The sequence below is a fragment of the Kribbella sp. NBC_00482 genome, from assembly GCF_036013725.1.
Lineage (GTDB): Bacteria > Actinomycetota > Actinomycetes > Propionibacteriales > Kribbellaceae > Kribbella.
In genome coordinates, this window is record NZ_CP107881.1 from 250,491 (window position 1) to 263,681 (window position 13,191).

The 13,191-nt window shown below is 68.1% G+C and carries 13 protein-coding genes; 5 read left to right on the forward strand and 8 right to left on the reverse strand.

The window, feature by feature from the left end; genetic code table 11:
- Positions 1-85: 85 nt before the first annotated feature.
- On the forward strand, positions 86-1,042 hold the full coding sequence (locus tag OHB24_RS01205) for a sugar kinase (protein ID WP_327637033.1): 957 nt from the start codon (positions 86-88) through the stop codon (positions 1,040-1,042).
- An 11-nt stretch (positions 1,043-1,053) separates the two neighbouring features.
- On the opposite strand, the gene OHB24_RS01210 is transcribed toward OHB24_RS01205, so the two are convergent.
- The 4 genes from OHB24_RS01210 to OHB24_RS01225 form a co-directional block, all read right to left on the reverse strand.
- Positions 1,054-1,674: a dihydrofolate reductase family protein gene (locus tag OHB24_RS01210; RefSeq protein ID WP_327637034.1), complete on the reverse strand. Its 621-nt coding sequence runs from the start codon at positions 1,672-1,674 to the stop codon at positions 1,054-1,056.
- Positions 1,674-2,165 carry an SRPBCC family protein gene (locus tag OHB24_RS01215; protein WP_327637035.1) on the reverse strand — a complete coding sequence of 164 codons (492 nt, stop codon included), beginning with the start codon at positions 2,163-2,165 and terminating at the stop codon, positions 1,674-1,676. Before OHB24_RS01215 ends, OHB24_RS01210 begins: the two co-directional genes overlap by 1 nt.
- Positions 2,166-2,168: 3 nt before the next feature.
- On the reverse strand, positions 2,169-2,510 hold the full coding sequence (locus OHB24_RS01220) for an ArsR/SmtB family transcription factor (protein WP_327637036.1): 342 nt from the start codon (positions 2,508-2,510) through the stop codon (positions 2,169-2,171).
- 162 nt (positions 2,511-2,672) lie between these two features.
- Positions 2,673-3,206: a helix-turn-helix domain-containing protein gene (locus OHB24_RS01225; protein WP_327637037.1), complete on the reverse strand. Its 534-nt coding sequence runs from the start codon at positions 3,204-3,206 to the stop codon at positions 2,673-2,675.
- A gap of 55 nt (positions 3,207-3,261) precedes the next feature.
- Between OHB24_RS01225 and OHB24_RS01230 the strand changes: the two genes are divergently transcribed.
- Positions 3,262-4,164, forward strand: a complete 903-nt coding sequence (locus OHB24_RS01230; protein ID WP_327637038.1) for an alpha/beta hydrolase family protein — start codon at positions 3,262-3,264, stop codon at positions 4,162-4,164.
- On the opposite strand, the gene OHB24_RS01235 is transcribed toward OHB24_RS01230, so the two are convergent.
- From OHB24_RS01235 to OHB24_RS01250, 4 genes are all read right to left on the reverse strand, one after another.
- Positions 4,161-5,627, reverse strand: coding sequence for an ATP-binding protein (locus OHB24_RS01235; RefSeq protein WP_327637039.1), 1,467 nt, complete (start codon positions 5,625-5,627; stop codon positions 4,161-4,163). The two genes, OHB24_RS01230 and OHB24_RS01235, sit on opposite strands and share 4 nt — an antisense overlap.
- Entirely contained in the window at positions 5,627-7,288 is a 1,662-nt protein-coding gene (locus tag OHB24_RS01240) for an FAD-dependent oxidoreductase (protein ID WP_327637040.1), read from the reverse strand. Before OHB24_RS01240 ends, OHB24_RS01235 begins: the two co-directional genes overlap by 1 nt.
- Positions 7,289-7,390: 102 nt before the next feature.
- Positions 7,391-9,145 (reverse strand): chitinase, encoded by a 1,755-nt coding sequence (locus tag OHB24_RS01245; RefSeq protein WP_327637041.1) that lies wholly within the window; start codon positions 9,143-9,145, stop codon positions 7,391-7,393.
- Between the two features lie 134 nt (positions 9,146-9,279).
- Positions 9,280-9,627: a hypothetical protein gene (locus tag OHB24_RS01250; RefSeq protein ID WP_327637042.1), complete on the reverse strand. Its 348-nt coding sequence runs from the start codon at positions 9,625-9,627 to the stop codon at positions 9,280-9,282.
- A 166-nt stretch (positions 9,628-9,793) separates the two neighbouring features.
- Here OHB24_RS01250 and OHB24_RS01255 point away from each other — a divergent pair, with 166 nt between their 5' ends.
- Genes OHB24_RS01255 through ligD form a run of 3 tightly spaced genes read left to right on the forward strand, consistent with a single transcriptional unit; the run spans position 9,794 to position 13,102 of the window.
- A complete protein-coding gene (locus tag OHB24_RS01255; RefSeq protein ID WP_327637043.1) occupies positions 9,794-10,942 on the forward strand; it encodes a helix-turn-helix transcriptional regulator in 1,149 nt (382 codons plus the stop codon).
- Positions 10,943-10,955: 13 nt separating this feature from the next.
- Positions 10,956-12,101 (forward strand): branched-chain amino acid aminotransferase, encoded by a 1,146-nt coding sequence (locus tag OHB24_RS01260; RefSeq protein WP_327637044.1) that lies wholly within the window; start codon positions 10,956-10,958, stop codon positions 12,099-12,101.
- Positions 12,102-12,136: 35 nt separating this feature from the next.
- Positions 12,137-13,102: a non-homologous end-joining DNA ligase gene (ligD, locus tag OHB24_RS01265; RefSeq protein ID WP_327637045.1), complete on the forward strand. Its 966-nt coding sequence runs from the start codon at positions 12,137-12,139 to the stop codon at positions 13,100-13,102.
- The last annotated feature ends 89 nt before the right edge of the window (positions 13,103-13,191 follow it).

A 13,191-nucleotide genomic window follows, 5' to 3' on the forward strand; every position in this document is an offset into this window, starting at 1 on the left:
ACGATGGCTCAGGTGAGAGGGCGATCGGATGGGTCGGCCTCGTCCTCGGAGTAGTGACTCTCGGAGTAGTGAATGGAGTACTGACATGACGGATCTGCTGACGCTGGGCGAGACGATGGTTTCGGTGCGGACCGCGCACCCGATGCGGCTCGGCGGGGACGCGCATCTCTCGATCGCCGGCTCCGAGAGCAACGTGGCGATCGGTGTCGCGCGGCTCGGGCACGACGTCACCTGGCTGAGTGCCGTGGGCAACGACGAACCGGGTCGGCTGATCGAGCGCACTCTCCGCGCCGAGAACGTCGGCACCCGGATCCGGTTCTCCGACGATGCGTTCACCGGGTTCATCGCGTTCGACCAGCCGTCGCACGACATCACCCGCGTGAGCTACCACCGCCGCGGCTCGGCGGCTTCCACCCTCACGCCGGACGAGACCACGGCTGCTGTCACCGCCACAACACCGACGCTGCTCCACGTCACCGGCATCACCCCGGCGCTCTCCGACACAGCACGCGCCGCGACGTTGGCCGCCGTACGCACGGCGTTCGCAGCAGGCACCCAGGTCTCACTCGACGTGAACTACCGCGCCCGCCTCTGGAGCCGCGCCGAGGCGGCCACCGCGCTGCGCGAACTTCTCCCCCACGTCCACACCGTCTTCGCGTCCGACGACGAACTCGACCTTCTCACCGACGCCGAAGACTCGGTCGCCGACCTGCTGAGGACCGTCGACACCGTCGTCGTGACTGCCGGCGGGAAGGGCGCGTGGTCCCACACCAAAGGATCCGTCGACGCCCCATCGCCTGAGGTGCACACCATCCACCACCCGGCGCTCCCCGTCACGGTCGTCGACAGCATCGGCGCCGGCGACGCGTTCGTCTCCGGCTACCTCTCCGCCACCCTCGACAACCTCACCCCAGACGCGCGCCTCACCCGAGCCAGCACCTCAGGCGCCTTCTGCGTAACGGCGTACGGCGACTGGGAATCCCTCCCCACCCGCCAAGACCTGACCCTCCTAACCCACACCCAAGGCACCGCCCTCCGCTGACCCGCCATCGCCTAGCGTTGTCGGACCGAGTAGGTCAGGTGGGTCACCTTCGGGGAGTGCTCCGCGCGGATCTGCTCCAGGGCTATGCGACTCGCGTCGACGCCGTCGAACAGGCGGATTCCGGAGCCGAAGAGCACGGGCGAAAGGGCGATCGAGAACTCGTCGATCAGGCCGGCGTTCAGGTACTCGAGGATCGTCTCGCCACCACCAGCGATGCGTACGTCGCGGTCGCCCGCGGCCTCGCGGGCCAGCTCGAGCGCGGCCTCGATCCCGTCGTTGACGAAGTGGAACGTGGTCCCGCCCGGCCGCTCCCAAGGGTCACGCTTCTCGTGCGTCACAACGAAAACCGGCGTGTGGAACGGCGCCTCCTCCGGCCACATCCGCTCGCCGGCGTCGAACATGCGCTTACCCATCACGCTCACACCGGTGCGCTCGTACGTCTCCCGCGCGATGTCGTTGTCGCGCCCCTCCTCGCCGCCCTTGCCGAGCTTCAGGTTCTCCCGGAAGAACCGCAGCGGAAAGACCCACCGCTGCAGTTCCATCCACTGCTTCCCCATCAACTCCTTGGGCGAGTCGGGCGCGATGAACCCGTCCAGCGACATGGACACACCGAAGTACACCTTCCCGGCCATCAGCCCTGCCCTCCCAACCGAGAGTTGACGTAGGCAGCCAGGTTGCCCAGGGTCTGCCGGCCGCCCTCGATCGCGCCGTACTTCTCGACCGCCTCGTCGCGCAGTTCCTTGGTCTGGAACACCGTGCGCATCTCGATCCGGGTCGCCGCACCATCAGGCGCGAACGTCAGCACGGACTCGAACATGTTGGGGTCATCGCGGGACTCACCGTGCAGCAACGCGATCCGCTCCGGTACGGCGATCTCGGTCCAGGTGATCCACTCCGCGTAGTCCGTCCCGTCCGGCCCGTGCATCACGAAGTCCCACACCCCGTCGACCCGGAACTCGAACTCCCGCGTGGTCGTGGTGAACCCGTCCGGCCCCCACCACTGCGACAGATGCCGCACCTCGGTGAACGCCTCGAACACCAAGTCCCGCGGGGCGTCGATGACCCGAGAGATGACAATCTCCCGCTCAGCCGTCGCCGGTGCTTCTTGTCTAGCCCCTGCCATCAGCTACTCCTCCAGCCGTGTCTGCTTCAGGTCCTGCACGTACGCGTCCAGCCGGTCGAAGCTCTCGTTCCAGAACCGCTCGAACCCGCCGCTCCACTCGTGGACCGGTCGCAGCCCCCGGGCGTCAAGCCCGTACAGCCGCTGCTTACCTGCCTTCCGATCCCGCACCAACCCGACCTCCCGAAGCACCCGAAGATGCTTGGACGCCCCCGGCTGCGTCATCCCCAACTCCTGAGCCAACTCGGTCACCGGCCGCTCACCCGCCCGCAGCAGCACCAGGATCTCCCGGCGCTGCGGCTCCGCGATCGCGTTGAAAACGTCCGACGTCGTCGCTGCTCGTGCCATGCCCGCAATCATATGCCCATATCGGAATGCGTCAAGCAATAGCCACCTCGCACCCCACGACCCCCACCTGGCTGCGCCCACGCTGTCCGACTTTGTGCACCAGATCCGTACATTCAGCGCCCGCCGGCACGGATCCCGTGCACAAAGTGGCTCGGGTGGAGGTCAGGCGTCGTCGTTTGTGGGGAAGAGGATTGGGCTGAGGAGGTAGCGGGAGCGGCCTGGGCTGGCCTCGTTCGACAGGGCAGGGAGGATTGCGGCTCGTAGGCCCTCGATCAGTTGGTGCAGTTCGGCTTCGGTTAGCCAGATGCCGTGTTGGCGGTAGCCGACGAGGTCCGCGATCGGATCGGCTCCGTCGCGTTCGACGTACGCGTTGAACTCCGCGACCAGCGCCGCCATCGCCGCGGCGAACCCGCGCCGGTGGTCCTCGACCGTCAGCTGCTCGAGCTGCTCCGGCGTGATCGACGCAGAAGCGACCCGCAACCGGAAGTGTCGCTCGACGGCGCCTCGCACGCGCCGTTCCTCCGCGACCTCGAGGATGCCGCCCTCGGCGAGCAGCTCGACGTGCCGGTACAGCGTCGCCTTGGAGACGTCCGCGATCCGCTCCCCGAGCTCAGCCGTCGTCAGCGACCGCCCACCGCGCAGCGCATGCACGATCCGCAACCGCACCGGATGCCCCAGCAGCTCCAACGGACCCATGGCGCAACAATCTCACGCCGTGCTACCTTTCTCAAATCATGAGAAAGGTACGCCGATGACCTGGACTCCCCCGCCGTACGCCGATCCGGTCGGCTTCACCGAGCACGACATCACCCTCGACGCGGATGGCCGAACCGTCCCGGGCACGTTGACGCTGCCCGCGCGACCGACCGGCCGAGGTGCGGTCCTGCTGACCGGTGGCGGTCCGTTCGATCGCGACGAGACCAGTGGACCGAACAAGCCACTCAAGGATCTCGCATGGGGCCTGGCAACGCAGGGCGTCGCGGTCCTGCGCTTCGACAAGGTCACCGCGAACAGGCCCGACGCGATGGCCGAGCCGGGCTACACGATGACCGCGGAGTACGTCCCGCACGGGATCGCCGCCGTACGACTGCTCGCCGAGCACGTCGACCAGGTCGTCCTCGTCGGCCACAGCATGGGCGGCAAGATCGCGCCGAAGATCGCCGCCGAGGAACCGCTCGTCGCCGGGGTCGTGATCATGGCCGGCGACACCGAGCCCATGCAGCATGCAGCGGTCCGCGTCGTGCGCTACCTGGCGCAGACGAATCCCGAGGCGGTCCCACTTGAGACCGTGGCACTGTTCGAGCGGCAAGCGGCCGTGGCCGACAACGTGTCGCCGGACACCCCGGCGACCGACCTGCCGTTCGGAGCACCGGCGTCGTTCTGGCTGGATCAGCGCGCGTACGACCCGGTCGTGACGGCCGCGAAACTCGACGTACCGATCCTTGTCCTGCAAGGCGGTCGCGATTATCAGGTCACCGTCGCCGACGACCTTCCGGCGTGGCGCGCCGGCCTCCCGGACGCGACGATCACGGTGCTCGACGCCGACAATCACGTGTTCATCGCCGGCGACGGCCCGTCGACGATGGCCGACTACCAGGTCCCCGGACATCTGGACCCGGCAGTCGTCACCGCCATCGTCGACTGGTTGCCTTAAGCAAGCAGAGCCGGGTCCGATTCGAGTTCGCGTTCCGGGTCCAGGGGCAGGACGATCTTGAAGACGGTGCGGCCCGGCTCGGACTCGACGCGCAGGTCGCCGTGGTGCTTCTTCACCACGATGCGCCAGGAGATGTCGAGGCCGAGGCCGGTGCCTTCGCCGATCGGCTTGGTGGTGAAGAACGGCTCGAAGATGCGGCGCCGGATCTCGTCGGGGATGCCCGGTCCGGTGTCACCGATCTCGACGACCGCGTAGGCGCCGTCCCGGCGGGTGCGGATCGTCAGCGTCCCGGATCCGCCCATCGCGCTCACCGCGTTGTCGATGATGTTCGTCCACACCTGGTTCAGCTCCGCGGCGTACGCCGGGATCGCGGGCAGCTCGGGATCGAAGTCCTTCACGATCTCGTACCCCTGCAGCTTCCCCGACATCATCACCAGCGTCGACTTCAGCAGCTCCCGCAGGTCGACGGTCTGGTACGGCGCCCGGTCGATCTGCGAGTACTGCTTGGCGGCGCCGACGAGGGTCGAGATCCGGGTCACGGAGTCGTCGATCTCGTTCATCAGCGACTCGGTGTCGATGGTGTACATCAACCAGCGCACCGCGCCCTCGAGGTACGTCGGGCCGACCGCCTCCAGCACGTTCTCCATCCACGGCACGTCCAGGCCCGCGGCGGCGAGCACCGGCGCGATATCCCAGCTCGCCCGGACGTCGTGGTCGTCGAGCCAGTCCGTCAGCGTGTCCTCGCGGTCGGACAACTCCATCGGCGGGATGTCCTTGTCCTTGTTCTTCTCCAGCCGCTCGACCGCGTCGTCCTGCAGCGCGACGATCTGGTGCAGCTTGGTCGCGTCGAGGGTGCCGTCGGCGAGCATCGCCAGCTTCGACCGCATCCCGGATACCCGCTGCCGCAGGGTCGCCGCCGCCCGGACCGCGGCGGCGGCCGGGTTGTTCAACTCGTGGGTCAGACCCGCGGACAAGGAGCCGAGGGCAAGCAACCGCTCGCGCTCGCCGAGCGTCTCGTTGGTCCGCCGCATGCCCATCACGAAGCCTTCGATCAGGTGCACCGCCATCGGGAACCAGGTGTTCATCATCGTCGCCATCGTCTCGGCGCTGATCACGAAGAACTCCGACGGCCCGGTCACCTGCATCGTCGCGGTGTAGGACTTGTGATCGTTGGCGCCGAAGAACGCGTTGAACGCACCGGAGTACACGCCGCGCTGGTTGGTCCGGTTGATCTCCACGAGCTCGCCGTGCGACAGCTTGCAGAGCCGGATCTCACCCGTGAGCAGGACGTAGCAGCAGGTCGCCTCGTCGCCCTCGTTGAAGACGATCCCGTCGTGCACGGACTCGACGTACCCCACCCCGGAGAGCCATTGCAGCTGCTCCTCGTTGAGGCTCTCGAAGAGGAACAGCGTGCGCAGCTCGTCGGGAGTCAGCCGCCGCGGCTCCACGTCTTGGTCAGTCATCAGAGCATCTCCAGGTATCGGTGCACCAGTGTCACGGCCATCGCTCCGTCGCCGACCGCGGAGGCGACCCGCTTCACCGACTCGGCCCGTACGTCGCCCGCGGCGAACACGCCCGGCATGCTCGTCTCCAGGTGGTACGGCTCCCGCTCCAGCGGCCAGCCCGGCGGTCTGCCGTGCAGGTCGGGTCCGGTGAGCACGAAGCCTCGGTCGTCGCGGAGCAGGTCACCGGGCATCCAGTCCGTCCGCGGGGCCGCGCCGATGAACACGAACATCCATTCCGTGTTCACCTCACGCTTCTCCCCGGTCTCGCTGTTCAGCAGGGTGAGATGTTCCAGGTGCTCCGAGCCCATACAGGAAACGACCTGCGTGCAGGTGTGCACCTCGATGTTGTCGATCCCGTCGATCTGGTCGATGAGGTACGACGACATCGTCGCGGTGAGCGATGGTCCTCTGACCAGCATATGCACGCGTTTCGCATGCCTCGAGAAATAGACCGCCGCCTGACCGGCCGAGTTCGCCCCGCCGATGATGTAGACCTCGGCGCCGGCGCACGCCGGACCCTCGGTGGTGGCCGATCCGTAGTAGATGCCACGGCCGCACAGGTCGTCGACACCGGGTGCCTGGAGCGTCCGGTACGAGACGCCGGTCGCCAGGATCACCGAGTGCGCCGAGATCTCGCTTCCGTCGGCGAACCGCAGCTGGCGCGCGTTCCCCAGCGTCTCGAGCCCCACGACCTGCCGGGTCGTCAGCAACTCGGCCCCGAACCGGACCGCCTGCCGCCGCGCCCGGTCCGTCAGCTGTGCGCCCGACACTCCGTCCGGGAAGCCCAGGTAGTTCTCGATGCGACTCGATTGCCCGGCCTGTCCACCGGTCGCCACCTGCTCGACCAGCACGGTCCGCAGGCCCTCGCTGGCGCCGTACACCGCCGCACCGAGCCCGGCCGGGCCACCGCCGACCACGACCAGGTCGTAGAAGTCCTTCGCCGGCGCCGTCGACAGGCCGACCTTCTGCGCCAGTTCGGCCTCGGACGGCGCGATCATCACCGTGGCGTCGGGCGTGATCACGACCGGCAGCGTCGTACCGTCCACGTCGGCGGCGTCGAGGAGCCGCTTGGCCTCGTCGTCGTCGACGTTCAGCCAGCGGTACGGCACGGCGTTGCGGGCGAGGAAGTCGCGGGCCGCGAACGACGGCGCCGACCAGCGGTGACCGATCACCCGGGTCTCGTCGCCGGACGGCTCGGGGGTCGAGCGCCACAGGTCGAGCATCGCGTCGACCACCGGATACAGCTTCTCCTCCGGCGGGTTCCACGGCTTCAGCAGGTAGTGGTCGAGGTCGACCACGTTGATCGCCTGGATCGCGGCATCGGTGTCGGCGTACGCCGTCAGCAGCACCCGGCGGGCCAGCGGGAACAGGTCCATCGCGGCCTCGAGGAACTCGATCCCGGACATCTGCGGCATCCGGTAGTCGGCGAGCAGCAGCGCGACCGGTTCGCCCCGGAGCTTCAGCTCCTTCAGTGCGTCGAGCGCCTGCACCGGGTTCTCCGCCCGGACGATGCGGTTCTCCTCGCCGTACCGACGGCGGAGGTCACGGGCGATCGACCGGGAAACGCCCGGATCGTCGTCGACGGTGAGGATCACCGAGCGGGTCGTTGACGCTGTCATGCCTCCTTCATACCAGCGCGGACCCACAAAGCGGGATCGGTAATCCACAGGCCCTCGTCCGGTTCGCGAGGGGCTGATCGCGAACCGGACGAGAGGGGCGGCCTACGGGAGGGCGTCGAGGTACGGCGCGTGGCTGTTCTGGAACTCCCAGTTGTAGTAGTGGTCCCAGTTGATCGACCACGTCATCAGCCCGCGGAAGCCCGGCGAAGTACCGCCGCGGAGGCTGTAGCCGCCGCAGTTCTGGCCCTTCACCAAGCAGTCGAGCGCTTCGTGCACGGCTGCCGGGGCGGTGTAGCCGTTGCCTGCGCTGACCGCTGCCGGGAGCCCGAAACCGATCTGGTCGTCGCGCAGTCCCGGAAACGTCTGACCGGTGTTGGCCACCGGGAAGCCGGCCTTCACCATGTCGGTCATCGCGATGTGGAAATCCGCGCCGCCCATGGTGTGGTACTGGTTGTCCAGCCCCATCACCGGACCGGAGTTGTAGTCCTGGACGTGCAGCACGGTCAGCGAGTCCCGCAGGGCGTGGATGACCGGCAGGTACGAACCGGTCCGGTTGTCGCCGCCGCTGGAGCCGCCGTAGAACTGGTAGCCGACCTGCACGAAGAACGTCTCCGGCGCCATCGACAGCACGAAGTTCGCGCCGTACTTCGCCTTCAGGGTCTTCAGCGCCGAGATGAGGTTGACGATCACGGGGGTGGTCGGGTTGCGGAAGTCGGTGTCGCCAGCGTTGAGATAGAGCGAGTGCCCTTCGAAGTCGATGTCGAGCCCGTCCAGGCCGTAGCGGTCGATGATCGCGCTCACCGAGCTGACGAACGCGTCCCGGGCCGCTGTGGTGGTCAGCTGCACCTGGCCGTTCGCGCCGCCGATCGAGATCAGCACCTTCTTACCCGCAGCCTGCTTGGCCTCGACGGCTGCTGCGAAATCCGCATCACTCTCGACGTTCGGACACTCACTCGCCGGACACCGGTTGAACCTGATGTCCCCCGAAGTAACGCTTGTGGGCTCACCGAACGCCAGGTTGATGATGTCCCACTGATCCGGCACATCACCCATCCGCACGTACCCGGATCCGTTCGCGAAACTCGCATGCAGATAGCCGATGAGCGCATGCTTCACCAGACCGGTGCTTGTGCAGCCTGCTGTCCTCCCGGCCACGGCCGCCGACTTGGCCGACTCACCGGCGCTGTTGTACGCCGCCACCGAGTAGGAGTGACTGCTGCACGTAGCGAGACCGCTCGCCGTTGCCGTCGTACCAGTGACCGTTTGTACGACGCTCGCGCCTTCGTACACGCGGTATCCGGTGACCGTGTCCGTGGAGGCCGGCCAGCTCAACGCGATGGATGAGGTTGTCGTGCTGGTGACCGTCGGCGTACCAGGCGCGCTCGGAGCACCCGGCGTACCGCCTGGGCCGTCCAGGGTGAAGTCGTCGGCCTGGTACGCCGGTTGGCCGTACCAGCCGTGCACGTAGATCTGGGCGGATGTCTGACTCGCGCCGGTCGTGAAGGTCACGGACAGCTCGGTGAAGCTCGTCGCGGACGGCGTCCAGGTGGAGACGCCGCCCGCGACACCCAGATAGACATAGGACCCGCGCACCCAGCCCGACAGCGTGTACGCCGTGTTGGGCTGCACCGACACTGTCTGGCTGCACTGGGCGTAATCCGAGCTTGTGACTGCCCCGTTGAGGGCGTAGCCGCCGGTGCGCACCGGCGTACTGACAACCGATCCACCCGAGCAGTTCCACCCACTCAACGACCCCGTCTCGAAGCCGGGATTGCTCAGGATGTTCGCCGCCTGCGCCGGAACCGTGACGCCGACCAGCAGAACCCCGACCACCACCGCAAGCCATCGTGCACGCATGAAACCTCCTCGACGATGTATTTAGTAGAGAGGTTCCATAAATCCACGTCAATGCGTTGCGACGGCGGGTATCCGACGCTGTCGGGAACCGGCCCGCCGTCCCAGCTGCGATGTCTCACCCACCGCGGCCACCACTAAGGACCGCAGTCGAGGCAGGGCCACGGGCGGCCGCAGCGGGAGCAGAGGCCGTCGAGAGCCGGTGACGGCAGCCAGACCGTCTTCTCCTGCGGCTCGGGAGGTGGTGCGGCCGGCTGGACAGGCGGCGGGTCGAGCCAGTGCAGCCGGGTGTCGCCGTCGGCGGCGTGAACCGCCAGCAGTGACTCGATGCCGTCCCAGGTCGAGGTGCTCGACCAGCGGCCGAGCCACCTGAGCGCGACGGCACCATCGGACCACTCCGCGCCTTCCGCGAGCATCCGGGAACCAGGGGCGGCGATGGGCCGGACCAGACGGAAGAGGCGAGCCTGTCGCTTCAGCGTGTTCACCTGCTCAGGGTCGCCCAGAACGCAGTGCGCACAACAGGTGTTGGCTGTGGGCTGTGGGAACAGCCCACAGCCCACATGCCCTTGTTTTCCACGGTTTTTGTCGGCGAGGGCTTGTAGCTTGGCCGGCACGCACCACATGAGCTCGAAGCGCGAACGGGGTGGTCCTGTGACCGAGACATCGATTGGGACATCGTTTGGTCCGTTGCTGCGGCAGTGCAGGCAGGCGGTCGGGCTGAGCCTGCGCCAACTCGCAGCACGCGTCGGGTACGACCACAGCTATCTGTCGCAGGTGGAGCGCGGGCAGCGGCCCGGCTCTGCGGACTTGGCCCGGCTCTGCGACCGGGAGCTCGGCACTGACGGCCGACTGACTGCCACCTTCGAGCGAAGGCCCGCCCGCGCCGGTCAGCTCCGGCCGGAGGCCGACCCGTTGGAGGCCAGCCCGTTGGAGACAGCGTGGCGAGGGCTGGTCGCGACGCTCGATGCCGGCGGACCGGTGCCCGACGACTTCCGCAGTGTTCCACCGGCCTCGCTGCTACCGGAGCTGACAAGGCAGCTGCACGGCGCTGACGGAGTGGAGGCAGCCGAGCTGAGCATGCTGATCGCCGAGACCCTTGCCAGGCTGGGTGAGCGAAGCACTGCAAGGCGTTGGTGGTGGGTCGCACGTGCGGCCGCGGACAGCGCAGGCGAGGGCCCACTGCCGGCGCTGGTGCGGGCCAGGGAAGCAATCACCGGTCTGGCTGAGCGGCGTCCGTTGGCAGAGCTGCTGCAGCTCGCGGACGAGTCGGTCGCACTGGACCGGCAGGCGCCGGGCGCGGCCGGCAGCGAGCCGCGGACAGCGCAGGCACTCGTCCTGGCCGAGCTCGGACGCACTCAGGAGGCGCACCTTGCCTTGCAGGAGCTGATCGGTGTCGGCGACGAACTCCTGCGCGCCACCCAACAGGCTCGCCCGTACCTGTTGCACTGGGCCGAAGGACGAGTCTGCACCCTGCTCGGGTACGGCATGGCCGGCTGCGTCTTGCTGGAGCGCGCCCGGGAGCTCTGCCCGGAGAGCTGGCTCGGCGAGCGCGCACGACTCGACCTGTGCCTGGCCGAATGCCTGGTAGTCGCGGGAGAGGTCACAGCGGGCCTGGCCACGGCACTCCGGGTCCTGGTCGAACTGCCGGACGAGTGGCACGACTCCTTGGTGTACGACGCCGCCGACCGGGTGCTGCACGTCGTACAGGCAGAGCCCGGTGCAGCTGAGCTACGGCAGCTGCTGGCGCGGTCGGCGTACCGGAGTGGCCGGAGTGTGGGCGGCGGGTCGAGCTGGAGGTGAGAGCAGGGGTAGCGTGCGGCGAGTGACAGGTGAACAGCGGGCAACGGTAGTGACAGACGCGTGGGACTTCGCGGTCGAGCTGCGCAGCGATCCGGCCAGTGCGGAGGCCAGGGCGGCCGTACTTGCGGATCCGGCGTTCGGACAGTCGTTCACAGACCACATGGTCGTTGCGAACTGGTCGGTGGACCGCGGCTGGCACGACTCGAAGGTCACGGCGTACGCGCCGCTGTCACTCAGCCCGGCGGCTGCTGTCTTCCACTACTCACAGGAGATCTTCGAAGGTCTGAAGGCGTACCGGCACGCGGACGGCTCGGTGTGGGCCTTCCGGCCGGACCGGAACGCCGCTCGGTTCACTGCCAGTGCGGAGCGGCTCGCGCTCCCGCAGGTGCCGGAGGACGAGTTCATCGCAGCCCTGCGCGCGCTGGTGACCGTTGACGAGGCGTGGGTCCCGTCAGCCGAGGACGGCGAGACCAGCCTGTACCTGCGGCCGTACATGATCGCCACCGAGGCTGTACTGAGCGTCCGGCCCGCCCACGAGGTGCTGTTCGGCGTCATCGCCTCCCCCGCCGGCCCCTACTTCAACACCGGCCCGAAGCCGGTGTCCATCTGGCTGACGACGTCGACCATCCGGGCAACGCCAGGCGGGACCGGTGCAGCCAAGTGCGGCGGCAACTACGCGTCCAGCCTCGCCGGCCTGGCCGAGGCGGTCGCGAACGGCTGCGAGCAGGTCGCGTTCGTCGATGCCGTCGAGCACAAGTGGCTCGAGGAGATCGGCAGCATGAACATGTTCTTCGTGTACGCCGACGGCCGGATCGCGACGCCCGAGCTGAACGGCTCGATCCTCGAAGGCGTGACCCGCGCGTCCGTGCTCGAGCTCGCCGCCGACCTCGGCCACCCGGTCGAGGAGCGCCGCATCTCCGCCGACGAGTGGAAGGACGGCGTCCGCTCCGGCGAGATCACCGAGGTCTTCGCCTCCGGTACTGCCGCCGTCATCACCCCGATCGGCCGCGTCGCCTGGCCCGACGGCGACCTCACCATCGGCGACCACTCCGTCGACCACGGCGTCGGCCCGGTCACCACGAAGATCCGCAGCACTCTCCTCGACCTCCAGTACGGCCGCACCCCGGACACCCGCGGCTGGCTCACCCGCCTGGCCTGATGCCCTTTGTCCCCGGGGCCGGTTAGGTTGACGTCATGGCCGACTCCAAGGCGAAGTCTCCGGCGATCGAGCTGGAGGTGGGTGAGCGGACGGTGCGGATCTCCAATCCGGATCGGGTGTACTTTCCTGCGCGCGGTGAGACCAAGCTGGATCTGGTGAAGTACTACCTGTCCGTCGGGGACGGGATCGTGAGCGCGCTGCGCGAGCGGCCGTGCATGCTGCACCGGTTCCCGGAGGGTGTCGCGGGCGAGAAGGTGCATCAGAAGCGGCTGCCGCACGGAGCGCCGCCGTGGATGGAAACGGTCAAGATCAAGTTCCCGCGGTACAACCGGACCGCGGACGAGCTGTGCGTCACCGAGATCGCCCACGTCGCCTGGGCGGTGCAGATGTCGACGGTCGAGTTCCATCCGTGGAACTCCCGTCGCGCCGACACCGAGACGCCGGACGAGTGGCGCATCGACCTCGACCCGATGCCCGACTGCCCGTTCGATCGAGTACGACGGGTCGCGCACACCGTCCACGAAGTACTCGACGAACTCGGCGCGGTCGGCTACCCGAAGACCTCCGGTGGCTCGGGCATCCACATCTACGTCCGCGTCGAGCCGGCGTACGGCTTCTCCGACGTACGGCGGGCCGCGCTGGCGTTCGCGCGCGAGGTGGAACGGCGTACGCCGGAGGACGTGACGACGACGTGGTGGCGCAAGGACCGCGACCCGCGATTGGTCTTCGTCGACTACAACCAGAACGCCCGCGACCACACGATCGCGAGCGCCTACTCGGTCCGCGGGAACCCCGAAGGCACCGTGTCGGCCCCGATCCGCTGGGACGAGATCGACGACGTGAACCCGAAGGACTTCACGATCGCCACCGTCCCCGCCCGCTACGCCGAACTAGGCGACCTCCACGCGACCATCGACGAGAACGCCTACTCACTCGAAACGCTGATGGAGTGGGCAGAACGCGACGAACGCGAAGGTGCGGAAGCACCGCCCGAGGACTGAGCGCGGACCTGCGCCACTCATCAACCGCCCTTCCGAGCCTCGGCGACGCATCCCCCCAGCGTGCGGCCCCGGCTTGGTGAGTGGCTCAC